The sequence below is a fragment of the Litchfieldella rifensis genome, assembly GCF_042646605.1.
Lineage (GTDB): Bacteria > Pseudomonadota > Gammaproteobacteria > Pseudomonadales > Halomonadaceae > Litchfieldella > Litchfieldella rifensis.
The window spans coordinates 241,566-267,067 of sequence record NZ_JBHRUG010000031.1; the positions used below are offsets into that span (position 1 = coordinate 241,566).

Here is a 25,502-nt window from a genome sequence, read left to right on the forward strand (position 1 = left end):
GAAGCTCTCCATGCCCGGCACAAGGCCGGGCGTCTCTCGTCAGGAGATAACAATTGCTCGATCAGGGCGCGAGACGGTACTTCGCCCATCGCTCCTCGCGGAGCTCGTAGCGGATTCGATCATGCAGCCGGCTGGGCTGCCCCTGCCAGAACTCGATCATTTCCGGTATGACCCGATACCCCCCCCAATATGCCGGGCGAGGGATCTCTTGACCCTCGTAGAGTTGTTCGAAGCGACGCTGGCGCTCCTCGATCCAGTTGCGATCGGGAATTTCCACGCTTTGCGTGGCGATCCAGGTGCTGAGCTGGCTGCCCCATGGGCGAGTCTCGAAATAGCGATCCGACTCCTCGTCCGGCAACAGTTCCACGCTCCCTTCGATACGGACCTGGCGGTCGAGCGATGGCCACCAGAAGACCAGTGCAGCATGAGGCACATTGGCCAGTTCGCTCCCCTTGTGGCTTTGGTAGTTGGTGTAGAACACCAGGCCTTGCTCATCGGTGCCCTTGAGCAACACGATGCGCGCATGGGGCAAGCCCTGGCTGTCGGCAGTGGCGAGTGTCATGGCGTTACCATCGTCGCCTTCGGACTCCAGCGCCAGGGTCAGCCACTCGTCGAACAGTGGCATGGGGGTGTCAGGCGTGTTGGCTTCGTCCAGACTGCCTCCTTCATAATCACGCCGGATAGCGGCAATATCACGTGTCATGGCAATCTCCCTGGAGTTTTTATACATCTTCGCCGTTGATGGTGCCGGGCTCAACACCTGTCTTGCAATTGACGCCGGCCATGGTCACGACGGATTCCGCGTTCATTGCCGTTGCTGGCGACTGCGAAAGCGGGCATAGCACATGCTGCCGATGAACAGGGCCAGCGAGGCCAGGATCTCCAGCATGCCTAGCCAGGCTCGGTCGGGCAGGGTGGCAATCATTACGCCTTGCATGAAGTACAGCAGGCTGACGAACGCCAACCAGGCGTGGCCGCGAGGCCGCTTCCCGAGAATCGACGGCAGGAACAGGATCAACGGCAGCACCCTGAACAGGATCGGTGTCATGCCGCCCTCCGCGACGTTGTGCATGGTCAAGCCACCATAGCTCAACAGAACCAGCAACGCGATGTAACTGGCGAGGACGACTTGGCGGGACAGCGAGGTCAGGTTGTCGAGGCCATGACGGTCTTCCAGACGATCGAACAGTTGGCGCATCAGCGAGCCTCGTGCAAGGAATTCAGAACCAATGCCAGTCTTGCCACGCGGCGTCCCTGGGCGTATGCCAGCCGGCGTTCGTCGTCGTCGAGGGGGCGGTCGCTGCGCACCCCCGCGACGTGACTGGCGCCGTAGGGGGTACCACCGCTTTGGGTCGTGAACAAGGTGGTTTCGCTGTAAGGCAGTCCGGCATACACCATGCCGTGATGCAACAGAGGCATCAGCATGGTCAGCAGAGTGCTCTCCTGCCCGCCATGCAGGCTGGAGGTCGAGGTGAAGGCGGTGGCGGGACGATCGACAAGGCTGCCGTTCATCCACAGTTCGCTGGTGCCGTCGAGAAAGTATTTCAGCGGCGCCGCCATGTTGCCGAAGCGGGTCGGGCTGCCCAGTGCCAGGCCGGCACAGTGGCGCAAGTCGTCCAGGCTGGCATAGATGGCGCCTTCGGCGGGAATCTCGGGTGCCACCGCTTCACTGGTCGTGGAAACCGCGGGAACCGTGCGCAGCCGTGCCTCGATACCGGGCCAGGATTCGACACCGGCGGCGAGCCGTTCGGCCATGGCACGGGTTGCGCCGTGCCGGGAGTAGAAGAGGATCAGTACATAGGGCAGGTCAGAAGTCATGGAGGCTCCACTTGGGATGCGGAAGAGAGCGCCGGGATCAGTGGTCGGTCAGCAGTGAGAGAACGGCTTCAGGTGGCCGGCCGACCACGGCCCGGTCGCCGCGGTCGGCAATCGGGCGCTGCATCAGCTTGGGGTGCTGGGCGATGGCGGCGAGTACGGCCTGGCTATCATCGGGATCGAGGTTCAAGGCCTTCCACTCGGCTTCGCTGGTACGCAGCAGTTGCTCCAGTCCGCCATCGAGACGGTGCAGCAAGGCTTCGAGTGCCGGAGTGTCAAGCGGAGTATCGAGGTAGCGATGTATCTTGAGTTCGATATCCTGGGCTTCGAGCAGCTCGAGTGCCTGGCGTGATTTGGAGCAGCGTGGGTTGTGATAGAGCGTCAGTGTGGCCATGGCGTTTCGGTTAACCGTGAAATCAAGGAATTAGCGTATTGTAGAGTTGGCCGGATCGGCTCCACAACACCCAGAGTGGCATCACTCTATTTATACCGTTATCTTTCCATTGCGCACTCATCACAAAACCCGGCTCAAAGACGTCGATATACCCAAGCCCGTTGGCCGTTCGCTAGCGTCATGCATACGCGTTTATAGCGCAGTCCCCGACGTTCGTAACGATCGAGTCGCGCCAATTCCTTTGCATCGACGCGCAGCAACAATCCCCGGACACTTTCCCCCGGCGCCTTAACCAGGTCCAAAGCGTCACGCCGGTAGCCCTCGAGGGTGGCGGGCATGGGGTTGCCCGCTCTGCCGTAAACCAACCAGCGAACCGGTGCATAGCGTAGCGTGCCATAGACGAAGACCTGGTGCTCACCGCTCTCGATGGGCGCCAGATGCTCGGGAGCCTCATAGGTATAGGGGCTGAGCAAGATCAGCCATAGATAGCTGGCCAATGCCACGGTCAGGCTGGCAGTCCCGATCAGCAGGTAGCGCAGATAAGCCACGGCAGAGCTCCCTGGATATGCAATCCTTCCATACTGTCATGATTGTCATGGTGGTACCCGGTTACTCTGAGCATGAAGCGATGCTATCCAGGCAGCAAAGGCGTCCATGAAGACCGCCAGGCCACTTTGGTATCATGAATCGTGACAGTGATCCGGGAGGGCACTACATGACTCAGGACGACGTGAACTTCCAGCGCTTGATGAACGATGTAAGGCCGCTATCCCGTGGACGGGACAAGGCCGACCTGACACGGCATCGGCGTGGCTCCCCTTCCGAGGCCCAATTGGCCCGGCGCGAGAGTGCCTTGTCGAGCCAGGAGGAGGATAATTTCCTGTCCGATGATTTCGTCGACCTGGTTGGCGCCCACGATCCCCTCGAGTATCGACGCGACGGCATTCAGACCGGCGTGGTGGAGCGACTGCGCCATGGCGGGTATGCACCGGAAGCGCGCCTGCATCTGATCAGACATCCGCCCGCCGATTGTCGTCGGGAATTGTTCTCCTTCATCCGTGAAGCCTACGCACATGAGCTACGTTGCGTGTTGGTCGTCCATGGCCGCAGCCGAGAGATCGATGGTCCCGCCAATGTACTGCGCTCGTATCTAGCCAAATGGCTGTGCCAGTTCGATGAAGTTCAGGCCTATGCCTCGGCACAACCGGTTCATGGCGGGTTAGGGGCGACCTACGTCATGCTGAGGAAATCCGAGCGGGCACGGGCGCGTAACCGCGAGCGCCAGCAAAAGCGGCGTGGCTGAGAGAGCGCGTTCTCACGACGACGCCCGGCAAGGGCCGGGCGTCGTGTGCGACATCGCGTGCGAAAGGCTGGCTCAGGCGTGCCCGGACTCCCGCAAGCGGCGTTCGAACAACGCCTCCTTGACGTCGACGCCGGGCTGGTAGCTGACGCTGAAGGCACCCAAGGCGCGCAGTGCGTCATCGAGGTGTTGATCCTCGCGCAGCGCCAGTGCATCGAAGCCACAACGGCTCATGTAATAGAGCTGGTCGACCAGTACATCGCCAATGGCACGAATCTCGCCTTGATAACCGTAACGCTCACGCAACAGGCGAGCCAGGGTATAGCCGCGGCCGTCGGTGAAGGCCGGAAAGTCGATGGCGATCAATGGTGCACCGGCCAGGCGGTCGGCGAGATCCTGCGACAGTTCGGTATCGCTGGCGAGCCAAGGGGCCAGTTCCTCGTCAGCACTGTGCTCGAGCCATAGCGTGAGCGGCACGATGACCGGGCGTGCCCGGGGCAGGGCATCGTCGATGCGCGACAGCGACCAGGTATTCTGTTCGGGTTGACCCAGCTTGATCAGGGTCTGGGCATGCTCGAGTTGACTGTCAGGCATAGACCCGCTCCTTGAAGGGCTTCAAGCCGATACGGCGATAGGTGTCGAGGAAACGTTCGTCGTCGTGACGCTGTTCGACATAGACCTTGAGCACCTTGTCGATCACTTCCGGGACGTCCTCACGATAGAAGGAGGGGCCGAGGATCTTGCCCAGCGAGGCATCGTCGGTGGCGTTGCCGCCCAGCGAGATCTGATAGTATTCCTCCCCCTTCTTGTCGACTCCGAGAATGCCGATGTGCCCCACGTGGTGGTGACCGCAGGCGTTCATGCAGCCGGAAATGTTGAGGTCCAGCGGCCCCAGGTCATAGAGGAAGTCCAGATCCTCGAAGCGTTCCTGCAACGCCTGGGCAATCGGGATCGACACGGCATTGGCCAGACCGCAGTAGTCGCCGCCAGGACAGCAGATGATGTCGTTGAGCGTGCCCACCGTGGGGTTGGCCATGCCGAGCGTTTCGAGCTCCTGCCACAGGGCTTCGATCTGGTCGACGGGAACGTCGGAAAGCACCAGATTCTGTTCATGGGTCACGCGCACTTCGCCGAAGCTGTATCGGTCGGCGAGATCGGCCACGGCATCCATCTGATCGGCAGTGACGTCGCCCGGGGCATGTTCACGGCGCTTGAGCGACAGCGTCACAGCCTTGTAGCCTGGCACCTTGTGAGAGGTGACATTGTTGGTCACGAAGCGCGAGAAGGCACGATTGTCGGCTCTCAGTCGCTCGAAGTCGGCGATCGCCTGCTCGGGCACCGCGCGGCGTTCGGGATCGGGGAAGTGGGCGCGTGCGGCATCCACGGCAGCCTGAGTGAGGGTCTGGGGGCCGTCCTTCAGGTGGGCCCACTCGGCGTCGACGCGACGGCGATATTCTTCGGTACCCAGTGCCTTGACCAGAATCTTGATGCGCGCCTTGAACTTGTTGTCACGGCGACCGAACTGGTTGTAGACACGAACGCAGGCTTCCAGGTACGTCAGCAGGTGCTGCCAGGGCAAGTCGTCCCGGACCACGTCACCGATCATCGGCGTACGCCCCAGGCCGCCACCAGCGAGAACCCTGACCTTGAGTTCGCCCTGGGCGTCGCGCCATAGCCGCAGGCCGATATCGTGCACCTGAATCGCGGCACGGTCTTCATCGGCGCCGGTCACGGCGATCTTGAACTTGCGGGGCAGGTAGGCGAATTCCGGATGCAGCGTCGACCACTGGCGAATCAGCTCGCACCAAGGGCGCGGGTCCTCGATTTCATCCTCGGCGATACCCGCAAACTGGTCGCTGGTGGTGTTGCGGATGCAGTTGCCGCTGGTCTGGATAGCATGCATCTGCACCTTGGCAAGCTCGCCGAGGATGTCGGGGACATCTTCCAGCGCCGGCCAGTTCAGCTGCAGGTTCTGGCGCGTACTGAAGTGGCCGTAACCCCGATCGTAGCGGCGTGTGATGGATCCCAGCGCACGCAGCTGCTGGCTCGACAGCATGCCGTAGGGGATGGCGATACGCAGCATCGGCGCATGCTTCTGAATATAGAGACCATTCTGCAAACGCAAGGGACGAAATTCTTCTTCTCCCAGGCGACCGGCCAGGTAGCGATCCATCTGGTCCCGGAACTGAGCGACGCGTTCGTCGACGAGCGTCTGGTCGTAGGTGTCGTACCGATACATTCAGGCGTGTCCTGCTAGTCAGGGCGAATGAAGGAATATGACATGGATAGGACCATACTCCTCTCTGCATATTCTATGAAAGAATAAATGATCATAGAATTTTATTAAAGGGTTATTAAAAATCACTCGAGGCTATGCTCGGGGCGCAAGAGGCAAGCAAGGAAGCGCTCCGCCGGCAGAGGCCGAGCATAATGGTAGCCTTGCAGATGATCGGCGCCAACCTTCCGGCAATAGGCAGCATGCTGAGCATTCTCGATGCCTTCGACGGTGACTTTGAGGCCGAGGGCGTGACCCATCTCGATCATGGCTTTCACCAGTTGTGCCTGATGCGAGGCATCGGACAGCTCCTGTACGAAGCAACGATCGATCTTGATGATATCGAAGGGTAGGTGCTGCAGGTAACTGAGCGAGGAAAAACCGGTGCCGAAGTCATCGATGGCCAGGCGACAGCCGAGCGCTCGTATGGCGTGGAATTGCTCGAGAATTGCTGGACTGGATTCCAGCATCAGGTTTTCGGTGACCTCGAGAATAATGCGCTCGGCCATGAGCTCATGGCGAGCCAGAGTGCTGGTCAATCGTTCGACCAGACCGCCGTCGTGAAACTCGCGCACGGAGACGTTGAAGGACAGTGTCAGGTCCGGGTACCCCTGCGTGCTGACATCGGCTAGCCATGCCAGGCCTTGCTCGAGCACCCACTGACTGAGGGGAATGATCAGGCCGGACTCCTCGGCCACCGGTACGAAGATCTGCGGCGAGAGTTCGCCCCGTTCGGGATGTTCGATGCGTAACAGTGCCTCGGCGCCGATGATCCGCTCTTCGTCATGGCTGACGATTGGCTGCAGCACCAGGCGCAAGCCGCCGTGGTGCAAGGCATGATGCAAGTCGCGCTCCAGCGCGATCATCTCGCGGGCGGGTAGTCGCGATGGGGTTGGCTGATAGAGGCGATAGTCGCCGCGGCTGCGTTCCTTGCCTTGGTGCAGTGCCAATTCCACGCACTTGAGCAGGCTTTCCAGCGTCTTGGCATGCAATGGGAAGAGGGCGCCACCGATACTGAAGGAGATGAACAACTCCTGTCCGGACACCGTCAGGGGAAAGTGCATTCCTTGCTGGAGCCTGCGCACTTCACGTTCCAGCAAGGAGGCATCCGCATCGGCAAACGCAAGCACGAATTCATCGCCACCGAGCCGTGCCGGGGGGAGTGTCGCACGTCCCTCGCTGAGGGACATGAGTCGCTGGGCGACATCCTGCAGGACATGATTGCCGGCCTCCTGGCCGAAGCTCTCGTTGATCCAACGGAAGTGGTTGATGTCCAGATGCAGGATGCCCAATGAGCGTCCCGGGCAAGCGTCGAACCAGGAGGCGAGGGCTTCCTGGAAGCCCGCACGATTGAGCAGGGGGCTCAGGCTATCGCGGCGTGCCTGCTGCTCGATCTGATCATGGGCCTGGTCGAGCTGCGCCCCCAGCATGTTGAAAGCCCGTAGCGCCTGACCGACCTCGCCTGGAGCGTCGCTTGCGACCGGCGAAAAGCCCTGTCCAGCGCGTAGCGCTCTCAAGGTGTCGAGAATCGCATTGAGTGGCGCTATCACATGGTGCCGATTGAAACGCAGGGTCCACCAGGAAACGGTCAGCACCATCAGGCCCACCGCCAACAGGGTGTAAAGTATCGACCACAGGATCTGGGAGGCGAGGCGCTGTCGGGTGAACACCAGTTCGACACTGCCGAGTACACGCTGCAGCTGCGCATTTTCGAAGACGATCGGCTCGGAGCGAGCCTGCAGGCCATTGGGCCGGTGACCGTCGTGACGTGCCAGCATCAGGCTGCCAGCATTGTCGCGGATCGAGACGCTGGCCACATCCGGATCGGCCAGCAGGGCATCGGTGAGCTCGGTCAGGCTATGTTGATCGGAGTCCCACAGGGGCGCCGCCAACAGGGTAGCGCCAATCCGCAGTAGCTCGACTTGCTTGCGGGCCAGCTCTTCTTCGAAACGGTGCTGGAGGTGCCAGGCGTTGATCAGCCCCAACAGCAAGCTGATCACCAGGCCCAAGGGAATGACGCGCAGCAGAAAGAGACGATTCAATGAGGGATGGCGATACATTGGTATGTCTCCGTCAGCGCCGCGAGGGCTCGTGGGATCATCAGAGTATCAGACGCTGCCAACGGCGACGTTGCCAGATCACCGCGAACCACAAGGAATTCAGGCAGCGATAACCGAGCTGGGCCCACCAGATCCCCAACAGACCATAATCCAGTGTGACACCGACCCACCAGGCCAGCGGCAGAAAAATCAGCCACTGCGTGGCGAGGGTCGTGGTCATCACGGTACGGTTGGCACCGGCGCCGAGCAGGGCCTGGCCAAGCACCAGGGCGGCGGCGTCGAGTACGATCATCAGGGCGGTGAGCTGTAAGGGAACCCGTCCCATCTCGATCAGCGCTTCATTGTGCAGGAAGATACCCAGTACCAGGTCCGGGATGACCATCATCGGCAACGCCAGCAACGCCAGGCAGGCCCACGCCACTCGCACCACGTCCCAACCCCAGCGATGGGCATCGCCGTGAGCGTCTCGCCCCATGGCCTGGCCCACCAGGCTCATGGCGGCCAACCCTAGCCCCACGCCGGGAAGAATCAGAAACAGCGACAGATTGACCAGCACATGGCCCACCGCCACGCTGGCGGTATCGAGTTGGCCGAGGATCCAGAACAGCACCGCATAGCCGGCGGCGAACCACAACTGCTGGAAGGAGTGCGGTGTGGCCAGGCGCAAGGTGGCAACGAAGGTGTCGCGCCTGGGGAGGCGCACCAGAAAACCGCTGCTGGCGGCCCCTTTGACGCTGAACAGCGACCAGATCGCCAGTCCCGCGAACAGCGACAGGGTAGTACCCGCCCCCGCGCCGGCGGCGCCCATCTCCGGTAGGCCGAGATAGCCGAAGATCAGACCGATGCTGGCCAGCACATTGATCAGGTGCATGACCAGGATGATGCGCAGATAGATACCGGTCTGCTGGATACCGTTCCAGTAACCGCGGAAGCAGAAGATCATGGCCACGGGAATCAGGCCGGCGACACGCCAGCGGAAGTACTCGACTGCCACCCGATTGACCCCGAGATCCTGGTTGATCAGCCACAGCAACCGCGGTGCCTGCCACAGACACACCAGCATCAAGGGCAAGGCGACGGCCAGGGCGATCACCAGGCCGGCATTCAGGGCCACGGCGCGACGATGCCAGGCTTGTTCGCCATGGCGTCGCGCCGTCTGGGCCTGCACGCCGGACGATAGGCCGAAGACCATGGCCGTGATCAGGAACATCGCATAGCCGCCGATACCGACCCCGGCGAGGGCGATTTCGCCCAGCGAGCCGACCAGGGCGGCATCGATGAGATTGAGCAGGCTCTGCGAGAGCATGCCGGCGATGATCGGCAGGGCGAGTCTCAGGATAATGTCGCGGCGGGAACGCTCAGGCAGCATGCCGGATTCCGGTGAATAGATAGGAGAGGGCCCGCTTGCGCGGGCCCACGGAGAGTGCGCAGCCGGTCAATCCGGGTCGTAGGACAGTACCGGTGACAGCCAGCGCTCGAGTTCGACGAGCGACATCCGCTTGCGTTCGGCCAATGCCTCGACCTGGTCGCGAGTGATCTTGCCGGTGGAGAAGTATTTCGCCTGGGGGTGCGCGAAGTACCAGCCGGACACCGCGGCCGCCGGCCACATGGCGAAGCTTTCGGTCAGTTCGAGCCCCGAGTTCTTTTCGGCCTCGAGCAGGCGGAACAGGGTGGCCTTCTCGGTATGGTCGGGGCAGGCCGGGTAGCCGGGCGCTGGGCGGATCCCCTGGTACTTTTCGGCGATCAGCGCCTCGTTGTCGAGGGCTTCCTCGGGGACATAGCCCCAGAACTCCTTGCGCACCCGCTCATGGATGCGCTCGGCGAAGGCTTCCGCCAGGCGGTCGGTCAAGGCTTGGACCATGATGGCGTTGTAGTCGTCGCCGGCCGCCTCGTAACGCTTGGCCAATTCGTCGACACCGTGGCCGGTGGTCACCGCGAAGCCGCCGATCCAGTCCGCTTTACCGCTCGCCTTGGGCGCGATGAAGTCGGCCAGGCTGTAGCAGATGCCATCGCGGTTCTTGGTCATTTGCTGGCGAATATGATGCAGTTGCTCGACGACCCGGGTGCGCGATTCATCGGCATAGACCTCGATCACGTCGTCGTCGACGCTGTTGGCCGGCCACAGGCCGATCACGCCGCGGGCGGTAATGTGTTTCTCGTCGATCAGTTTCCTGAGCATCGTCTGGGCATCGGCGAACAGGTTGCGTGCCGCCTCGCCGACCACCTTGTCGTCGAGGATCTTGGGGTACTTGCCGGCCAGTTGCCAGCTCATGAAGAACGGCGTCCAGTCGATGCGTTCGACCAGCTCGTTCAGGTCATAATCGTCGAAGACCTTGAGGCCGGTGAAGGCCGGCTGGGGAGGCGTGAACGTCGCCCAGTCGGTACGGAAGCGGCGCTCGCGCGCCTCGGCGTAACTGAGATCGGCCGCCTTGGGCCGGCGCTTGGCATTGCGCTCGCGGACCTTTTCATACTCCTCGCGGATTTCGGCTACGTAGGCTTCCTTGAGCCCCGGCGAGAGCAGTCGGCCGGCCACGCCCACGGCACGCGAGGCGTCGGTGACGTAGATCACCGGATGCTGGTACTGGGGTTCGATCTTCACCGCGGTATGCGCCTTGGACGTGGTGGCGCCGCCGATCAGCAACGGTAGGACGAAGCCCTGACGCTGCATCTCCTTGGCCACGTGGACCATCTCGTCCAGTGACGGCGTGATCAGCCCCGACAACCCGATGATATCGGCCTTCTCGTCCTTGGCCGTCTGCAGGATCTTCTCGGCGGGCACCATCACACCCAGATCGACGACGTCATAGTTGTTGCACTGCAGGACCACGCCGACGATGTTCTTGCCGATATCGTGGACATCCCCCTTGACCGTGGCCATGACGATCTTGCCCTTGGCCTTGGTATCCTCGGTCTTCTCCGCCTCGATGTAGGGAATCAGATAGGCCACTGCCTGCTTCATGACGCGTGCCGACTTGACGACCTGGGGCAGGAACATCTTGCCGGCACCGAACAGGTCGCCGACCACGTTCATGCCGTCCATCAGCGGGCCCTCGATGACTTCGATGGGGCGCGTGGCACGCTGCCTGGCGAGCTCGGTATCTTCCTCGATGTAGGCGGTGACGCCCTTGACCAGGGCGTGTTCGATGCGTTTCTCGACCTCCCAGCTACGCCACTCGAGATCTTCCTTCTTGGCTTCGCCGCTGCCATCGCCCTTGTACTTGTCGGCGATCTCCAGCAACCGCTCGGTACCGTCGTCGCGGCGGTTGAGTACCACGTCCTCCACGGCGGCACGCAGTTCCTCGGGCAGGTCGTCGTAGACCGCCAACTGGCCGGCATTGACGATACCCATGGTCAGGCCGGCGCGAATGGCATGGTAGAGGAATACCGAGTGAATCGCCTCGCGCACCGGGTTGTTGCCGCGGAACGAGAACGACACATTGGACACGCCGCCGGACACCAAGGCGTGGGGCAGGTGCTCACGGATCCAGCGGGTGGCCTCGATGAAGTCCACCGCGTAGTTGTTGTGCTCCTCGATGCCGGTGGCGATGGCGAAGATATTGGGGTCGAAGATGATGTCTTCCGGGGGAAAGCCGATCTCGTCGACCAGCAGCCGGTAGGCACGCTCGCAGATCTCGGTCTTGCGCGCGAAGGTATCGGCCTGGCCGTCTTCGTCGAAGGCCATCACCACCACGGCGGCACCGAACCGTCGGCAAGCGCTCGCCTGCTCACGGAAGGCCGCCTCGCCTTCCTTCATCGAGATGGAGTTGACCACTGCCTTGCCCTGCACGCACTTGAGCCCGGCCTCGATGATCTCCCACTTGGAGGAGTCGATCATGATCGGCACCCGCGAGATGTCCGGTTCGCCGGCGATCAGGTTGAGGAAACGCACCATGGCTTCCTGGGACTCGAGCATCCCTTCGTCCATGTTGATGTCGATGATCTGGGCGCCGTTCTCCACCTGCTCGAGCGCCACTTCCAGGGCGGTGGTGAAGTCCTCCTCGACGATCAGCCGCTTGAAGCGGGCCGAGCCGGTCACGTTGGTGCGTTCGCCGACGTTGACGAACAACGAGTCGGCCCCGATGTTGAAGGGCTCGAGTCCCGACAGGCGACACGCACGTGGTCGTTCGGGCAGCGCGCGTGGCGTGGTGTTGGTCACCGCCTCGGCGATCGCCTGAATGTGTTCGGGGGTACTGCCGCAGCAGCCGCCGATGATGTTGACCAGACCGCTTGCCGCGAACTCGGCGACGATGGCCGCCATCTCCTCGGGGGTCTGGTCGTATTCGCCGAACTCGTTGGGCAGGCCGGCATTGGGGTGGGCCGAGACGAAGGTGTCGGCCTTGTTGGACAGTTCCTCGAGGTAGGGGCGCAGTTCCTCGGCACCCAGCGCGCAGTTGAGGCCGATGGACAGCGGCTGGGCATGCCGCACCGAGTTCCAGAAGGCTTCGGTGGTCTGGCCGGAGAGCGTACGGCCGGAAGCGTCGGTGATGGTGCCGGAGATCATCACCGGCAGGCGTTCACCGTGCGCCTCGAACAGTTCCTCCAAGGCATAGATGGCCGCCTTGGCGTTGAGCGTATCGAAGATGGTCTCGATCAGGATCAGATCCGCACCGCCGTCCACCAGCGCCTCGGCGGCTTCGTAATAGTTCTCGCGCAGTTCGTCGAAGGTCACGTTGCGCTTGGCAGGGTCGTTGACGTCCGGTGACAGCGAAGCGGTGCGCGAAGTGGGGCCCAGGACCCCGGCCACGTAGCGCGGTATGCCGGTTTCCCCGGCCACCTCATCGCAGACCTCGCGGGCCAGGCGTGCCGACTCGCGATTGAGTTCGGGCACCAGCTCCTGCATGCCGTAGTCGGACTGCGACAGACGAGTACTGTTGAAGGTATTGGTCTCGACGATATCGGCGCCGGCCAACAGGTAATCGCGATGGATCTCGCGCACCACGTCGGGCCGGGTCAGCGCCAGCAGGTCGTTGTTGCCCTTGAGGTCCGATGGCCAGTCCTGAAAGCGTTCACCCCGGAAGTCGGCTTCGCCGAGGTTGGCGTTTTGCAACATGGTGCCCATGCCGCCATCCAGGATCAGGATGCGGCGGGTGAGGCGCTCGATGAGAGTGGCGGTCAGGGGGGTGAAGGCGGCGGCCATGGTCGGGTTCGTTCTCCAGCGTCACTAACGGCGTCTTGGTCGCGTTTCACGCGTTCTCGATATCCGGCCTATGGTACCAGAAAGCGTCTGGTGCGGGGCAGTGGGGGCATAACCGAGTATTTCACTCGGGATTGTGTCGTTAGGCACTTTTCCTTACCATATGGATATATCGTCATTTCGCGTCAGGATTCCCGCATCATGAGTCAGCCTATCCAGATTACCGACAGTGCCCAGGAGTACCTCGCCGAATTGCTCGAGAAGCAGAACGTCGAGGGCATCGCGGTGCGCATCTTCATCACCCAGCCGGGCACTCCTTACGCCGAGACCTGTCTGGCCTATTGTCGGCCGGGCGAAGAAGAGCCCACCGACGAGAAACTAACGCTGGAGAAAATTACCGTTTTCCTCGACAAGCACAGCTTGGCGTTTCTCGAGGAGGCGGTCGTCGACTTCAATGCCGACCGCATGGGCGGGCAGCTTACCATCAAGGCTCCCAACGCCAAGATGCCCAAGGTCAATGCCGATAGCCCCTTGGAGGACCGCGTCAACTATATCCTCTACAGCGAGATCAACCCGGGGCTGGCGGCACACGGCGGTGAAATCAAGTTGATTCAGCTGACCGACGAGAATGTGGCCGTGCTGCAGTTCGGTGGCGGTTGCCAAGGCTGTGCCGCCGTCGATCTGACATTGAAGCAAGGCGTCGAGCGTACCCTGCTCGAGCGCATTCCCGAGCTGGTCGGCATTCGCGACGTGACCGACCATACCGATACCAGCCAGGCCTACTATCGCTGATAGCCGCTTCGCGCGAGCAGGACGATGACGATCAAGGGCCGCCAGTAGGGCGGCCCTTGGCGTTTTCACTCCCTAATACACGAAGGGCGGCAGCGATACTTTGGCCAGGCGCTCTTCGGCTTGCTTGAGTTGTTCGCTCAGGCGCTCCACCATCTGCGCCTTTTCGCTCAGTGCATCCTCGAGCTTGTCGTAGCGGTGTTGCAGGTCCCGGAGGCGATCTTGCTGCTGTTGTTCTTCCCAGGCTTGTTGCTGTCGCTCCCTCTCTTCTTCGGTGAGTCGCTGACGCAGCGCCTGTAGTTCGTGGTCGCGCTCGGTCAGGCGCTTTTCCCATTGCGTTTCGCGGCTTGCATGCTGCTTGTCGGCCGCCTGGCGTTCCTGGCGGGCGTTATCGAGAAGTGTCATCAAGCGCGCTTCGGCGGCCTCGTGACGCTGTTCTTCCTGCGCCAGCTGCTGCTGATGCTGTCCGGCAAGGGTGCGTAGGGCCTGCTGGTGCTCGGCGGCCTGTCGCTCGTTGCGTTCCTGCAAGTGGCTCAGTTGTTCCTGGAGCCGGCTGACGCGATCCTGGCACTGCGCTTCCTGGGCGGCCGATGCCTCGCGTGCGGCTTCCGCCCGCGCGAGTTGCGTGCCTCGCTCCTCGAGTCGCGCTTGCACCTGCGCCAGATGCTCCGACAGCGCCGTTTCTCGCTGTGTGGCATCCTCCGCCTGGCGAGCCGCTGCCATGGCCTCTTCACGCGCCTTCCTGACGCGCTGGTCGGCCTCTTCACGATAGTGTGCCAGGCCTTCCACGGCCGCTTCCCGTGCCTTGTGCCATAACTCCTGTGTCAGGGCATATAGCGGTTCGGGGATGTCCTGTGGCGGTGGTGCGTCGCGATTCTGCTCGCGCTGCAGGCGCCATTCGCGAAGATGGTCGCTGATGGTGGTGAAGCTGCCGGTGCCCAGTATCTCGCGTACTTTCTGCACGCTGGGTGCTTCCCCGCGTTGCAGCAAGGCATCGATCGCCCGCTGCACGTCCTCGTATTGCACTCCTGTGCGCGCCATCTCTTTCTCCTCGTGCGTCCCACCGAACATAGCTGCCTAGCTATCTCAGCATAACTGCGATCGGAAGGGGAATAAAGATTTATTACATTATATGTATTACGTAATTATATTTATTAAATCAAAGGAAAATTCATGATTACGCGGCTTATCTTGATTGCTTGCCAGGGATGCGGCGACAATGGCGTCGTATAAGGTTGAGCTCGCCGCCGCTGGCTCGTCGTTGGTCGACCGAGAAGGAAAAGCGTGTTGAATAACAAAGGGTTTCCGATTGTCGAAAACGATGAAAATGGAGCGGTGCGCTCAGTCAGTCAGGAAAGGGTGCGAGGGGCGCCACCGAGTCGGATCGCGGCCAACAGCGATGTGGAAGCGGTCGGCGAATGGCTAGCCGAATACCGGTACAGCGCGCAGACGTTGCGTGCCTATCGCAAGGAGGCCGAGCGGCTATTGCTATGGCTGGATGGGCAAGGGCTTGGCTTGCAGGAATTACGGCGCGACGACTTGGCGCGTTTCGACGGCTTCCTGGCCGATCCACAGCCAGCCGAGCAGTGGGTCGGGCCGCCGCGGCCACGCCAGCACCCCGGCTGGAGACCGTTTCGTCGCCCTTTGTCGGCGGCCAGTCGACGCCAGAGCCTGGTGATCCTGCAGGGACTCTATAGCTGGTTGGTGGAGGCAGGGTGGGTCGACCATAACCCCTTTCGGCTGATGCGTGGCAAGCGCCGGCGCCTGGACAACCGTCAGCCTGGCCTCGAGCGCTACCTGGAGCGCCCCCTGTGGGAATGGTTGTGGCAGTGGCTCGAGCGGCCGCCGGGGGAGGGCGCAAGCCCGCGACAGCGTCTGGTATGGCAGCGGCGCCGGCTGATCTTCGGTTTTGCCTATCTGCTGGCACCACGCATCGGCGAGATGGCTGAGGCTGCCATGAGTGACTTCGAACAGCGCGAAGGGCACTGGTGGTGGCGCGTGGTGGGCAAGGGGGACAAGCTGGCAACCATTCCCGTGCCACCCGATATGCTGGGGTTATTGACGGACTGGCGAGCAACACTGGGGTTGCCGGCCCTGCCGGTGCCCGACGAGGAGGGGCCGGTGTTGCGTGCGCTGAATGGTCGCAGTGGACTCGGCGATAACCAACTCTATCGCTTGATCAAGGCGACTTTCGAGGAAGCGGCAAGGGGGCTGGAGGCGGAGGCGGGCGAGGGCGCCACGCACCTGGCGGCGACGCTACGACGAGCATCACCGCACTGGTTGCGACATACCGCCATCACCCATCAGGCTCAGGCGGGGGTCGAGCTGCGCTATCTGGCGAAGACGGCGCGCCACTCGCGTCTCGATACCACGGCGCGCTACCTGCATGCCGAAGACGACGAGTGGCAGCGGCAGTTGGCGGTGCACGGACTGGCGCGACGCGACCGGCGGTGACGCGATATAATGAAGGCATTCAGTGAGAGGAGAGCATATGACACTACAAGATGCCCAGACCGAACTGGTCGAGGAATTCGAGATATTCGACAACTGGATGGACCGCTACCAGTACATCATCGATATGGGCAAGCAGCTCCCGGCTTTCCCGGAGGAGTGGAAGACTCCCGAATGCAAGATTCAGGGCTGCCAGTCGAACGTCTGGATACACCATCGCCGAGACGCTGACGTTCTCCACTTCGACGCCACCTCCGACGCGGCCATCGTCTCGGGGCTGATCGCCGTGCTGATGCGCATCTACAACGACCGCGCACCGCAGGAAATCGTCTCTACCCAGCCCAGCTTTCTGGAGGACTTGGGGCTCGACAAGCATCTTTCGCCGACGCGCAGCAATGGCCTGCACAGCATGTTGGCCCGTATCTACGAAGTGGCGGAGCAGGAAGCCGCCTAAGCATTGTCTGAAAAGTCGACGAGCGAAGGTCAGACAAGGCAAAAATCAGCGAATAAGTGGAGTTTACGTGGGTGTAAATGAGCATTTTGAGCTGATTTTTTAACGCAGTATGAGCGAGCGCAGACAGTTTTCAGATAGTGCTTAAGGTGGTTCAGTCTTCGTGCCGACTACCTGGCCGGCAGCAATAGTGCTCATCCAGCTCCTCATCCTCACGGCACAGTGCCTCACTGGGACCGCCCGGCACCGGATCGATGCCACCATTGCCGGAATGCCAGGGATGGCACTTGAGGACTCGTATGAGCGCTAGCCAGCCTCCCTTGAGCGGGCCATGGGTGTGGATCGCCTCCAGCGCATAGTGCGAACAGCTGGGCCAGAAGCGGCAGCGTGGGCCGAGCAGGGGGCTGATGCCGTATTGATAAACCTTGATCAAGGCGATCAATGGCCAGGACACCAGCTTGGCCACGCTACTGTGCCGCGCCGGCCGTCGAGCCATTATGTCCTCCGGTAGAGCTCGTCGGGGTCGATGAGGGGCGCGCTGTCGATTTCGCCGCCTTCGGCATCCAGCGCCATATAAAAGCAACTGCGCCGGCCGGTATGGCAAGCCGGGCCTGTCTGGTCGACGCTGAGCAGCAGGGTGTCACCATCGCAGTCCAGATGGGCGGCACGCAGTTGCTGCTCCTGTCCCGACGTCTCGCCCTTGCGCCATAGCTTGCCTCGCGAACGAGACCAGTAGCAGACGCGGCCGGAAACCAGTGTCTCTTCCAGTGACTCGCGGTTCATCCAGGCCATCATCAGCACCTCGCCACTGTCATGCTGCTGGGCGACGGCAGGCACCAAGCCGTCGGCATTCCAGGCGATGGCGTCCAGTATCTCGGCAATGGGGCGGCGGGCGCCGAGAGGGGCTTTTTCCAACTGCTTGAATAATTCGCTCATGAGGTGTCCACTTGGCTGCCACTGCCTTTGCAGACGTCACAGTTACCCAATAGTTCGATGGTCTGGCGCTCGACACGAAACCCCAGAGCACGGGCGCGCTGCGAGAGCTGAGCGTTCACGTCATCGAGGTGTAATTCCTCGACCCGGCCACAGTGGCGACAGATCAAGAGTTGAAAGCCATGGGCATGTTCGGGACAAGGGCAGGCGACATAAGCATTGAGTGATTCGATACGATGTACCAGGCCCTGCTCGATGAGAAAATCCAGGGCCCTATAGACGGTAGGAGGGCGCGCCGATGCGTGTTCCACCGCCAGCTTGTCGAGCAGGTCGTAAGCCTTGAGGCCACCGCGCGTGGCGGCAATCATCTCCAGGACACGGCGTCGGATCGGCGTAAAACGCGCACCATGCTGCTGGCACTGGCGCTCGGCTTGCTGCATCAGGGCGCTGATATCGAGCATGAGGGGCCTGGTCGTCAAATAGGAAACCTACATTCTACGTGTCCAGGGCGCCGACAGCCAGGCGATCGGGTTCGGCGACTGTCGGCGGCTCCTGCAGCTCGCCGCGGCGGGCGAAATGTTGCTGCGCGAAGGCGACACGCTTCGCGACGTCGGCTCCTTCAGGCTGCCGTTCGATAAGATCGAGGCGTGGACGCAGCCCCTCGCCATTGGCCATCTGGATTGCCAGTCCCGGCCGTGCGTTCAATTCCAGCAGCATGGGGCCATGCTCGCGATCGAGCACCATATCGGTCCCCAGGTAACCGAGCCCGGTCATCTCATAGCAGCTTGCGGCCAGGGTCAGCAGCGTCTCCCAGCCCGGGATTCGCAAGCTGGCCAGCTCATGGCCGGTATCGGGATGATCGTTTCTCGGGCGATCGAACTGCACGCCACGCAGCGCAGTGCCAGTGGCGATATCCAGCCCCACGCCTACCGCGCCCTGGTGGAGGTTGGCCTTGCCATCGGAGGCCGCCGTGGAGAGTCGCATCATGGCCATCACCGGGTAGCCCTTGAACACGATGACGCGAATATCCGGCACGCCTTCGTAGGTGTACTCGGAAAGTGTCACATCGAAGTTGATCAGCGCTTCGACCAGCGCGATATCCGGCGACCCACCCAGGGAATAGAGTCCCGAGAGGATGTTCGAGACGTGGCGCTCCAGGTCCTCGCGCTCCAGGCGAGCGCCACTGGGCTTGATGTACGTGTCGCCCTCGACATGCTCGATGACCAGGATGCCCTTGCCGCCGCTACCCTTGGCCGGTTTGATGACGAAGCCTCGATGGTCGGTCACCATCCGAGTGACCTGCTTGACGCCGAACTGGGTGGTGACGGTACCGATCAACGCCGGCGTGGTGATGCCGTATTCGTGTGCCAGCAGCTTGGTCTTGAGCTTGTCATCCACCAACGGATAGAGGCGCCGGGAGTTGTAGCGCCCGATGTAGCGAATGTTGCGCCGGTTCATGCCAATGATTCCCTTGGCACGCAGCTTGTTGGGCGAGCTCCACATGCTCGTCAATCCTCCGTGACCGGTTTGAAGCGGCGTAATTCAAGCAGCCGGTAACCGGTATAGTTACCCAGCAGCAGGATCAGCGACATCAGGATCATCTGCACACCGAGAAAGTTGAAGGTGATATGGCGTACCCAGGGATTGTTCATCGCCAGATAGGCCAGCACTGCCGTGAGCAGACTGCCGCCACCCTGGATCAGCACTTCCTTGGGGCCTTCCTCCTCCCACAGGATCGACATGCGCTCGATGGTCCAGGCGAGGATGATCATCGGGAAGAACGTGATGGTCAGGCCGGCGTTGAGGCCGAAGCGATAGGACAGTACCGAGAACACCGAGATGATGGCGATGACCGTGATGATCACCGCCGACACTCGCGCCACCAGCAGCAAGTTGAGATGCGATAGGTAGCTGCGAATGACCAGGCCTACTGCGACGATCAGCAGGAAGCCGACCAGACCGGTGATCAGTGTCGTCTGGATGAATGCCAGGGCGATCAGCACCGGCATGAAGGTCCCCGAGGTCTTGATCCCGACCAGCACGCGCAGAAAGACCACGACCAGAGCACCGATGGGGATCAGCAGGATGGTCTGGAACAGGGCCTGCTCTTCCAGCGGCAGGCTATGAATCGAGAAATTCAGCAGGGTATCGTCGACCAACTGGTTACGAACGGCAGCCGCCGCCGGTTGGTTGTGCTGAATCATCGAGAAGCTGATATTCGAATTGACCCCGCCCTGGACCTCCAGCACCGCCTGGCCGTTGTCTTCCCAAAGCAACAGGTTGTCGGGGCGCCCTTGTTTGCCGGTGTCGGGATTGAACAGTGCCCAGTCGCTCTCGCCACCATTCTCGCCGCTCTTTGCGTCGACATCCTCGCCACTCTTCTCGTCGAAGACCTGCAGCCAGGAGGTCAGGTTCTGGCGGCGGCGTCCGTCCTCGAGCAACAGGCCGCTGACCTCGCGGGCATGTACGCCTGCTTCGTTGAGCAGGCGTACCAGGAGCGGGGTGCGTTCGAATTGGGTCAGCAGCAATCTGGCATTCTCGTCCTGACGGTCACCGGTGAAGTCGCGCACCAACTCACGGGCGAACGTGTAGGGGTCGGCGCTGCGCTGATGGGCACGCTCGATGACCTGGCTGGCGGCGGTATCGAAAGGACGCTCCCAGATGATATTGCGAGGGAGAGGTGGACGCTCGCTAAGCGGGGCACGGCTATCCGGTGCCACCAGCACTTGTGCGGAATAATAAAGCTGCTGGGCACCGGCTGCTTGCCGGATCGACCATTGTGCTCGACGACCGCGCTGGTCCTCGAGAAACGAGAGGCCATACCCCGAGGAAGCGGTATTCTCGGTCAGTATACGGAAACCTTGCTGGTGAGAGGGCAGCGCCATGTCGACAAGGACCGGATCGCCCTTGGCACTGAAGCTGACCTGGGCCTCGATCTCCCAGACTTGTCGCTGTTCGCCGGGTGTCCAGGGGACTTCGAACTGGACATGGCGGTAGATGCTGAGGGCGATACCGGCGATCAACAGAACGCCGGTCAACAGATAGAAAGGTAAACGTGACATTCCGTGTCCTTATTCAGTGGCTTCGGCCGCATCGTCTTCATCGTCGCCGACTTCGTCTTCACGAGCCTGGTCGGAGGGGGCGCCACCAGGGAATTCCGGACGCGGATGAACATAGGACTGGGAGACGTCGATCATGGCGATATCCATCATGAATCGACGACCGAGCAAGACAGGGTAGTTGAGATGGCTGCGATCATTGAGCGTGAACTCGACCTGTTCCTGAATCGGCCCCAGGGTCATCGGTAAGCTGATGACGGGGCGCGAATCGTTGCCGGCGGCCTGCATGACGCGCACACGACGCACCACGGGCGCTTCGATCCATTCATCGCGTACCTGGTCGATGGCGATATCGTCGTCCGTCAGGGCCAGCTTGAAGCGTACCCAATTCTCGCCATCGCGCTCGAAACGGGTAATGTTCTTGGCCGACAGTGACGAGGTGTTGGCGCCGGAGTCGATCCGGGCCTTCAGGTAGGTGGCGATATCCGGCAGGCCGATCCATTCGCTGCGCCCCAGGACCGTCTTGTCGCGCAACGGGCTATCCTCGGCAACGTCGCACTGGGCCGCGACCACGGTCGGTTCATCGCCGAACTGTTTGACATCCGCACGCAGGTGGCGCACTTGGCTGCCGACTTCACTCACCGCGGCGAACAGGGCACGAGTCTGATCGGCCTGGTGCTCATGCGTCATTCGCTCTCGTTCACAGCGAGCCGCCAGTTGTTGCTCGAGCTGAGCGATACGTGTCTCGAAGGCTTGTGGATGCAATGTGGGAGTGGGCTCGGGTGGAGGGGATTGAGTAAATGCGCAGCCGGTTATCAGGCTGGCGGTCAATAGGGCCGCGGGAAGCAGGAGACGCCGAATTTGCATGACGAAGGATTGTTCCTTGAAGGATTCCTGTTGAAAAACCCCGTGGGGGAATTACCGTTCGGCGAATGTTACGGTGGGACTGCAGAGCTGTCCAATGCTGTAGTAGGGATCGCTGTAAAACGACGAGCGAGAGGTAGCGGTTTCTATAATTGCATCTCTAATTTAACATAATATACATTATGCGAAGTGCTGGGTAATCCTTGATCGAGTGAAACCTACGCCGGCCACGATCCGGTTTCACCCATAATGTGTCGCCTGGCCCAGGAACAGCTCGGCGCACTCGCCGACGGTTTCGCTCAGCGTCGGATGCGGATGTACGGTCAAGGCCAAGTCTTCCGCCACCGCTCCCATCTCTATGGCGAGCGCGCCTTCGGCGATCAGCGACTCGGCTTGGGGACCGACGATGCCCATGCCCAGAATACGGCCGCTGTGCGGTTCGACGATCAACTTGGTCATGCCATCCTCCGTTCCCATCGACAAGGCGCGGCCCGAGGCTTGCCAGGGAAATCGCAGTACCTTGATGTCGATGTCGTCGCGTTCGGCCTGTTGTTCCGTGAAACCGCACCAGGCCAACTGCGGCGTGGTGTACACGACCGCCGGCACGGCGCGGGCGTCGAATTTGGCAGAATGACCGGCGATGGCCCTGGCCGCGACCTTGCCTTCATGCATCGCCTCGTGAGCCAGCATCATGCCTCCGGTGACATCACCGATGGCATAGATGCACTCGTCGCCGGTGCGACGCTGGTCGTCCACCTCGATAAAGCCCTGGTCATCGCAGACCACATCGGTCTCGTCCAGGCTTAAGTCTTGCGTATTCGGCTGGCGTCCCACGGCAACCAGGACGCGCTCGAAGTTCCTGTCGCGGCTGCCGTCTTCGCCTTCCAGCGTGACCCTGACTTGTTTCCGGGTTTCTTTTAGCCTGCTGACCCGGGTCTTCAGATGGGTGGCGTCGAACAACGCCTCGACCTTGGAGGCAAGCGGTTTGACCAGGTCGGCATCGGCGTTGACCATCAGCCGATCGGCCATTTCAACCAACGTCACCCGGCTGCCCAGCGCCTGATAGACCATGCCCATCTCGAGTCCGATATAACCACCGCCAACGACCAGCAGCGATTCGGGAATTTCCTCCAGGGCCAGAGCATCGGTCGAGTCCATGATGCGATCGCTGGTGGCGAAATCGACGTCCGGCAAGGCCATGGGGCGTGATCCGGTAGCAATGATGGCATGGCCATAATCCAGCGTGTCGCGCTCGGCACCTTCGAGATGCAACTGTTGCTTGCCGGCGAAGTGGGCACGCGCCCGAACCAGACGAACGCCCCGCTGCTTGCACAGGCCGGCCAACCCATCGGTAAGCTTGACGATCACCTGGTCCTTCCAGTTGCGCAGTGCTTGGGGATCGATGTCGGGACGCTGGAATGCGATCCCCATGGTATCGGCGTCCTGCGTGGCATGCAGGAGTTCCGTGACATGCAACAGCGTCTTGGAAGGAATGCAGCCACGCAGCAGGCAAACCCCGCCGATACGCTCGTCATCACTGATCAGCGTGACGTCGAGTCCTTGGGCGGCCGCTTCGAAAGCCGCCGCATAACCACCCGGGCCACCGCCGATCACAGCCACATCGGTACGTTCAGGGACCGCTGAGTCTCGTTCCTTGCCTGCCATCCATCGCCTCTTCTGTGTCAGATCCTGAGCAGCAGCGATTGCGGGTCTTCCAGTGCACCGATCAACGCCGTGACGAAGTTTGCCGCATCGGCACCATCATTGACGCGATGGTCGAAACCGAGCGACAGCGGAAGCATTCGTCTTGGTTTGATCTCGTAGTCTTCCAGGTCGCCATGCACGACGGGCTGCAGCCGTGCCTGCCCCAGACCCAGGATCGCCACCTCGGGCAGGTTGATCAGTGGCGCCAGTGCGGTGCCGCCCAACGGCCCGGGATTGGTGAGGGTCATGCTGCCTCCTTCCATATCCTCGCGACGCAGCTCGCCATTGCGCGCTTTTTCCACCGTGGTACTGACCGCCTCCGTGAGCTCGATAAGGTTCTTGCGATCGACATCGCGAATGACCGGCACCAGCAACCCACGGTCCGTGGCGACCGCCATGCCGATGTTGTAGTAGTGCTTGAGCACGATTTCCTGGCTCTCGACATCCAGGCTGGCATTGAAGCGGGGGAAACGTTTCATGGCGAAGACCAGCGCTTTCATGACCAGGATGGTCAGCGTGAACTTGCCGCCATTGGCCTGGGCGCTGGCCTCGTACTCATGACGGAAGTGCTCCAGCTCGGTGATATCGGCCACGTCCTGATGAAAGACATGCGGTACCTCCTGCCACGATTGCGTCATGCGCTCGGCGGTGACTCGTCGAACGGAGCGCATCGGCTGGCGCTCGGTCTCGCCCCAGCGGCTGAAATCAGGTAAGGGGGATGGCTCTCGGCGTTCCCGCTTTCGTGTCTCTCCCCGGCTTGCGGCTTCGACGTCTTCGGTCGTTACCCGACCCTGGGGGCCGCTGGGTTCGACGTCGCGAAGGTCGATACCGCGCTCATGGGCGATGCGTCGTGTGCTCGGCGACGCGGGAACCGGTGTCTGCCGGCGGCCCTTTCGTTCCTCGCGCGGCTCTTTCCGTTCCTCTCGCGGCTCCTTCCGCTTCTCGTCATCGGTCTCTTCCGTTTCGCGGTCGCTCGGCTCCCCGCGTCCTTCATCACGCTTGTCGTCACCTTCTTTCGCTTCCGGCTGTCGCTCGTCCCCTTCGGGGGAATAGCTAAGCAGCACGTCATCGACCCGGATCACATCACCGGCCTTGACGTGAACCTTGTCGACCGTTCCGGTAAAGGGGGCGGGAATGTCGGTGGCCGCCTTGTCGGTTTCCACCGTCAGCACCGTATCGCCGTCATTGACGTGAGCCCCCTCCTCCACGTGGATTTCCAGTACTTCGGCTTCCTGCAGCCCCTCGCCGGGGTCGGAGAACGTGAATTCCTGGCTCATAGTCCGTTACCGCTCTAGTCGTTCATGGCACCGCGTGCGGCCTCTAGAATGCGTTCGACATCGGGCAGGTAATCCTGTTCGCGCGCAAACAGCGGCACGATGGTGTCGAAACCGGTGACCCGGCGAATCGGCGCCTCGAGGTAATAGAAGGATTCCTCGATCAGCCGGGCCATGATCTCCCCCGCGGGCCCATAGCTCCGATGCGCCTCGTGGACGATCACCACGCGCCCCGTGTTGCGTGCCGACCGGGTGAAACGCGCATGGTCCAGCGGCGACAGGCTCAACAAATCGATGACCTCCGCCTCCACGCCGTCTTCGTCGGCGAGTCGCTCGGCGGCCTCGAGGGTGCGGTGCAACATGGCACCATAGGAGATCATGGTCAGATCGTCTCCCTGGCGGGCGGTCCGTGATTGGCCGAGCGGCAGTGTCTCCTCTTCCTCGGGAACCTCCTCGCGAAACGCACGATAAATGGCCTTGGGTTCGAGGAAGACCACCGGGTCGGGGTCGCGGATGGCACTGACCAGCAGTGCGCGTGCATTACGCGGTGTGGAAGGAATTACCATCTTGAGGCCGGGCGTGTGGGCATAATAGACCTCACGACTCTCGGAATGGTGCTCGAGGGCGTGCACCCCTGCCCCATACGGCATTCTCAGCACCATGGAAATCGGGTAACGACCGCGGCTGCGCCAGCGCAGGCGGGCGGCATGCGATTCCATCTGATGAAAGCCCTGATAGCTGAAACCGGAGAACTGCATCTCGCCGACCGGCTTGAGGCCATATGCGGCCATCCCGATCGCGAAGCCGGCGATCGCCGTTTCCGCGACGGGGGTGTCGATGACTCGCCTCTCACCGAAACGATCGAGCAGGCCATCGGTGATGCGGAACACCCCGCCATCGACACCGACATCCTCCCCGAGGACGATGACATCCTCGTCCTTGTCCATCTCCTGCCTAAGCGCCAGGTTCAACGCATCCGCCATGTTCAGATTGGCCATC

At 61.7% G+C, this 25,502-nt stretch carries 24 protein-coding genes; 4 read left to right on the top strand and 20 right to left on the bottom strand.

What is annotated here, in order from left to right; translation table 11 throughout:
* Nucleotides 1-61 precede the first annotated feature (61 nt).
* From pdxH to ACFOEV_RS16925, 5 genes are all read right to left on the bottom strand, one after another.
* Nucleotides 62-703 carry a pyridoxamine 5'-phosphate oxidase gene (gene pdxH, locus ACFOEV_RS16905; protein WP_386776053.1) on the bottom strand — a complete coding sequence of 214 codons (642 nt, stop codon included), beginning with the start codon at nucleotides 701-703 and terminating at the stop codon, nucleotides 62-64.
* Nucleotides 704-805: 102 nt separating this feature from the next.
* Nucleotides 806-1,198, bottom strand: coding sequence for a DUF2069 domain-containing protein (locus ACFOEV_RS16910; RefSeq protein WP_386776054.1), 393 nt, complete (start codon nucleotides 1,196-1,198; stop codon nucleotides 806-808).
* The gene (gene wrbA, locus ACFOEV_RS16915) at nucleotides 1,198-1,818 is read right to left on the bottom strand and encodes an NAD(P)H:quinone oxidoreductase (RefSeq protein WP_386776055.1); all 621 of its coding nucleotides are present in this window, start codon (nucleotides 1,816-1,818) and stop codon (nucleotides 1,198-1,200) included. Before wrbA ends, ACFOEV_RS16910 begins: the two co-directional genes overlap by 1 nt.
* Nucleotides 1,819-1,855: 37 nt before the next feature.
* A complete protein-coding gene (gene arsC, locus ACFOEV_RS16920; protein ID WP_386776056.1) occupies nucleotides 1,856-2,209 on the bottom strand; it encodes an arsenate reductase (glutaredoxin) in 354 nt (117 codons plus the stop codon).
* Between the two features lie 134 nt (nucleotides 2,210-2,343).
* A complete protein-coding gene (locus ACFOEV_RS16925; RefSeq protein WP_386776057.1) occupies nucleotides 2,344-2,757 on the bottom strand; it encodes a gamma-glutamylcyclotransferase family protein in 414 nt (137 codons plus the stop codon).
* Nucleotides 2,758-2,924: 167 nt separating this feature from the next.
* Between ACFOEV_RS16925 and smrA the strand changes: the two genes are divergently transcribed.
* Nucleotides 2,925-3,512 carry a DNA endonuclease SmrA gene (gene smrA / locus ACFOEV_RS16930; protein WP_386776058.1) on the top strand — a complete coding sequence of 196 codons (588 nt, stop codon included), beginning with the start codon at nucleotides 2,925-2,927 and terminating at the stop codon, nucleotides 3,510-3,512.
* Between the two features lie 72 nt (nucleotides 3,513-3,584).
* Here smrA and ACFOEV_RS16935 read toward each other — a convergent pair whose 3' ends face one another.
* The 5 genes from ACFOEV_RS16935 to metH form a co-directional block, all read right to left on the bottom strand.
* A complete protein-coding gene (locus tag ACFOEV_RS16935) occupies nucleotides 3,585-4,103 on the bottom strand; it encodes a DUF934 domain-containing protein (RefSeq protein ID WP_386776059.1) in 519 nt (172 codons plus the stop codon).
* Nucleotides 4,096-5,748, bottom strand: a complete 1,653-nt coding sequence (locus ACFOEV_RS16940; RefSeq protein WP_386776060.1) for a nitrite/sulfite reductase — start codon at nucleotides 5,746-5,748, stop codon at nucleotides 4,096-4,098. The genes ACFOEV_RS16935 and ACFOEV_RS16940 overlap by 8 nt, the downstream gene beginning before the upstream one ends.
* Nucleotides 5,749-5,870: 122 nt before the next feature.
* Nucleotides 5,871-7,844 (bottom strand): putative bifunctional diguanylate cyclase/phosphodiesterase, encoded by a 1,974-nt coding sequence (locus ACFOEV_RS16945; RefSeq protein ID WP_386776061.1) that lies wholly within the window; start codon nucleotides 7,842-7,844, stop codon nucleotides 5,871-5,873.
* Nucleotides 7,845-7,884: 40 nt separating this feature from the next.
* The gene (locus tag ACFOEV_RS16950) at nucleotides 7,885-9,213 is read right to left on the bottom strand and encodes an MATE family efflux transporter (RefSeq protein WP_386776062.1); all 1,329 of its coding nucleotides are present in this window, start codon (nucleotides 9,211-9,213) and stop codon (nucleotides 7,885-7,887) included.
* 66 nt (nucleotides 9,214-9,279) lie between these two features.
* Complete coding sequence (metH, locus tag ACFOEV_RS16955) at nucleotides 9,280-12,981, bottom strand: methionine synthase (RefSeq protein ID WP_386776063.1); 3,702 nt, start codon at nucleotides 12,979-12,981, stop codon at nucleotides 9,280-9,282.
* A gap of 198 nt (nucleotides 12,982-13,179) precedes the next feature.
* Here metH and nfuA point away from each other — a divergent pair, with 198 nt between their 5' ends.
* Entirely contained in the window at nucleotides 13,180-13,770 is a 591-nt protein-coding gene (gene nfuA / locus ACFOEV_RS16960; protein ID WP_386776064.1) for a Fe-S biogenesis protein NfuA, read from the top strand.
* Between the two features lie 72 nt (nucleotides 13,771-13,842).
* Here the strand turns inward: nfuA and ACFOEV_RS16965 are convergent, their stop codons facing one another.
* Nucleotides 13,843-14,808 carry a DNA-binding protein gene (locus tag ACFOEV_RS16965; RefSeq protein ID WP_386776065.1) on the bottom strand — a complete coding sequence of 322 codons (966 nt, stop codon included), beginning with the start codon at nucleotides 14,806-14,808 and terminating at the stop codon, nucleotides 13,843-13,845.
* 294 nt (nucleotides 14,809-15,102) lie between these two features.
* Here ACFOEV_RS16965 and ACFOEV_RS16970 point away from each other — a divergent pair, with 294 nt between their 5' ends.
* Entirely contained in the window at nucleotides 15,103-16,221 is a 1,119-nt protein-coding gene (locus tag ACFOEV_RS16970) for a tyrosine-type recombinase/integrase (RefSeq protein ID WP_386776326.1), read from the top strand.
* A 37-nt stretch (nucleotides 16,222-16,258) separates the two neighbouring features.
* A complete protein-coding gene (locus ACFOEV_RS16975; protein WP_386776066.1) occupies nucleotides 16,259-16,672 on the top strand; it encodes a SufE family protein in 414 nt (137 codons plus the stop codon).
* Nucleotides 16,673-16,823: 151 nt separating this feature from the next.
* Here ACFOEV_RS16975 and yidD read toward each other — a convergent pair whose 3' ends face one another.
* From yidD to ACFOEV_RS17020, 9 genes are all read right to left on the bottom strand, one after another.
* Nucleotides 16,824-17,165: a membrane protein insertion efficiency factor YidD gene (yidD, locus tag ACFOEV_RS16980; protein WP_386776067.1), complete on the bottom strand. Its 342-nt coding sequence runs from the start codon at nucleotides 17,163-17,165 to the stop codon at nucleotides 16,824-16,826.
* Nucleotides 17,165-17,605, bottom strand: coding sequence for a phosphoribosyl-AMP cyclohydrolase (gene hisI, locus ACFOEV_RS16985; protein WP_386776068.1), 441 nt, complete (start codon nucleotides 17,603-17,605; stop codon nucleotides 17,165-17,167). Before hisI ends, yidD begins: the two co-directional genes overlap by 1 nt.
* Nucleotides 17,602-18,063 carry a Fur family transcriptional regulator gene (locus ACFOEV_RS16990; RefSeq protein WP_386776069.1) on the bottom strand — a complete coding sequence of 154 codons (462 nt, stop codon included), beginning with the start codon at nucleotides 18,061-18,063 and terminating at the stop codon, nucleotides 17,602-17,604. Before ACFOEV_RS16990 ends, hisI begins: the two co-directional genes overlap by 4 nt.
* A 34-nt stretch (nucleotides 18,064-18,097) precedes the next feature.
* On the bottom strand, nucleotides 18,098-19,105 hold the full coding sequence (locus tag ACFOEV_RS16995; protein WP_386776070.1) for an alpha-L-glutamate ligase-like protein: 1,008 nt from the start codon (nucleotides 19,103-19,105) through the stop codon (nucleotides 18,098-18,100).
* 5 nt (nucleotides 19,106-19,110) lie between these two features.
* Entirely contained in the window at nucleotides 19,111-20,664 is a 1,554-nt protein-coding gene (locus ACFOEV_RS17000) for an inactive transglutaminase family protein (RefSeq protein WP_386776071.1), read from the bottom strand.
* A gap of 9 nt (nucleotides 20,665-20,673) precedes the next feature.
* Nucleotides 20,674-21,351 carry an ATP-dependent zinc protease family protein gene (locus tag ACFOEV_RS17005; RefSeq protein ID WP_386776072.1) on the bottom strand — a complete coding sequence of 226 codons (678 nt, stop codon included), beginning with the start codon at nucleotides 21,349-21,351 and terminating at the stop codon, nucleotides 20,674-20,676.
* A gap of 414 nt (nucleotides 21,352-21,765) precedes the next feature.
* Entirely contained in the window at nucleotides 21,766-23,190 is a 1,425-nt protein-coding gene (lpdA, locus tag ACFOEV_RS17010) for a dihydrolipoyl dehydrogenase (protein ID WP_386776073.1), read from the bottom strand.
* Between the two features lie 17 nt (nucleotides 23,191-23,207).
* Nucleotides 23,208-24,506 carry a dihydrolipoamide acetyltransferase family protein gene (locus ACFOEV_RS17015; RefSeq protein ID WP_386776074.1) on the bottom strand — a complete coding sequence of 433 codons (1,299 nt, stop codon included), beginning with the start codon at nucleotides 24,504-24,506 and terminating at the stop codon, nucleotides 23,208-23,210.
* Between the two features lie 14 nt (nucleotides 24,507-24,520).
* Nucleotides 24,521-25,501, bottom strand: coding sequence for an alpha-ketoacid dehydrogenase subunit beta (locus ACFOEV_RS17020; RefSeq protein ID WP_386776075.1), 981 nt, complete (start codon nucleotides 25,499-25,501; stop codon nucleotides 24,521-24,523).
* Nucleotide 25,502 lies beyond the last annotated feature (1 nt).

What these genes read in the sequence shown, in the direction of transcription:
- pdxH (WP_386776053.1), bottom strand. Translation starts at nt 703, where the DNA reads ATGACACGTGATATTGCCGCTATCCGGCGTGATTATGAAGGAGGCAGT.
- ACFOEV_RS16910 (WP_386776054.1), bottom strand. Translation starts at nt 1,198, where the DNA reads ATGCGCCAACTGTTCGATCGTCTGGAAGACCGTCATGGCCTCGACAAC.
- wrbA (WP_386776055.1), bottom strand. Translation starts at nt 1,818, where the DNA reads ATGACTTCTGACCTGCCCTATGTACTGATCCTCTTCTACTCCCGGCAC.
- arsC (WP_386776056.1), bottom strand. Translation starts at nt 2,209, where the DNA reads ATGGCCACACTGACGCTCTATCACAACCCACGCTGCTCCAAATCACGC.
- smrA (WP_386776058.1), top strand. Translation starts at nt 2,925, where the DNA reads ATGACTCAGGACGACGTGAACTTCCAGCGCTTGATGAACGATGTAAGG.
- ACFOEV_RS16935 (WP_386776059.1), bottom strand. Translation starts at nt 4,103, where the DNA reads ATGCCTGACAGTCAACTCGAGCATGCCCAGACCCTGATCAAGCTGGGT.
- ACFOEV_RS16940 (WP_386776060.1), bottom strand. Translation starts at nt 5,748, where the DNA reads ATGTATCGGTACGACACCTACGACCAGACGCTCGTCGACGAACGCGTC.
- ACFOEV_RS16945 (WP_386776061.1), bottom strand. Translation starts at nt 7,844, where the DNA reads ATGTATCGCCATCCCTCATTGAATCGTCTCTTTCTGCTGCGCGTCATT.
- ACFOEV_RS16950 (WP_386776062.1), bottom strand. Translation starts at nt 9,213, where the DNA reads ATGCTGCCTGAGCGTTCCCGCCGCGACATTATCCTGAGACTCGCCCTG.
- metH (WP_386776063.1), bottom strand. Translation starts at nt 12,981, where the DNA reads ATGGCCGCCGCCTTCACCCCCCTGACCGCCACTCTCATCGAGCGCCTC.
- nfuA (WP_386776064.1), top strand. Translation starts at nt 13,180, where the DNA reads ATGAGTCAGCCTATCCAGATTACCGACAGTGCCCAGGAGTACCTCGCC.
- ACFOEV_RS16965 (WP_386776065.1), bottom strand. Translation starts at nt 14,808, where the DNA reads ATGGCGCGCACAGGAGTGCAATACGAGGACGTGCAGCGGGCGATCGAT.
- ACFOEV_RS16975 (WP_386776066.1), top strand. Translation starts at nt 16,259, where the DNA reads ATGACACTACAAGATGCCCAGACCGAACTGGTCGAGGAATTCGAGATA.
- yidD (WP_386776067.1), bottom strand. Translation starts at nt 17,165, where the DNA reads ATGGCTCGACGGCCGGCGCGGCACAGTAGCGTGGCCAAGCTGGTGTCC.
- hisI (WP_386776068.1), bottom strand. Translation starts at nt 17,605, where the DNA reads ATGAGCGAATTATTCAAGCAGTTGGAAAAAGCCCCTCTCGGCGCCCGC.
- ACFOEV_RS16990 (WP_386776069.1), bottom strand. Translation starts at nt 18,063, where the DNA reads ATGCTCGATATCAGCGCCCTGATGCAGCAAGCCGAGCGCCAGTGCCAG.
- ACFOEV_RS16995 (WP_386776070.1), bottom strand. Translation starts at nt 19,105, where the DNA reads ATGTGGAGCTCGCCCAACAAGCTGCGTGCCAAGGGAATCATTGGCATG.
- ACFOEV_RS17000 (WP_386776071.1), bottom strand. Translation starts at nt 20,664, where the DNA reads ATGTCACGTTTACCTTTCTATCTGTTGACCGGCGTTCTGTTGATCGCC.
- ACFOEV_RS17005 (WP_386776072.1), bottom strand. Translation starts at nt 21,351, where the DNA reads ATGACGCATGAGCACCAGGCCGATCAGACTCGTGCCCTGTTCGCCGCG.
- lpdA (WP_386776073.1), bottom strand. Translation starts at nt 23,190, where the DNA reads ATGGCAGGCAAGGAACGAGACTCAGCGGTCCCTGAACGTACCGATGTG.
- ACFOEV_RS17015 (WP_386776074.1), bottom strand. Translation starts at nt 24,506, where the DNA reads ATGAGCCAGGAATTCACGTTCTCCGACCCCGGCGAGGGGCTGCAGGAA.
- ACFOEV_RS17020 (WP_386776075.1), bottom strand. Translation starts at nt 25,501, where the DNA reads ATGGCCAATCTGAACATGGCGGATGCGTTGAACCTGGCGCTTAGGCAG.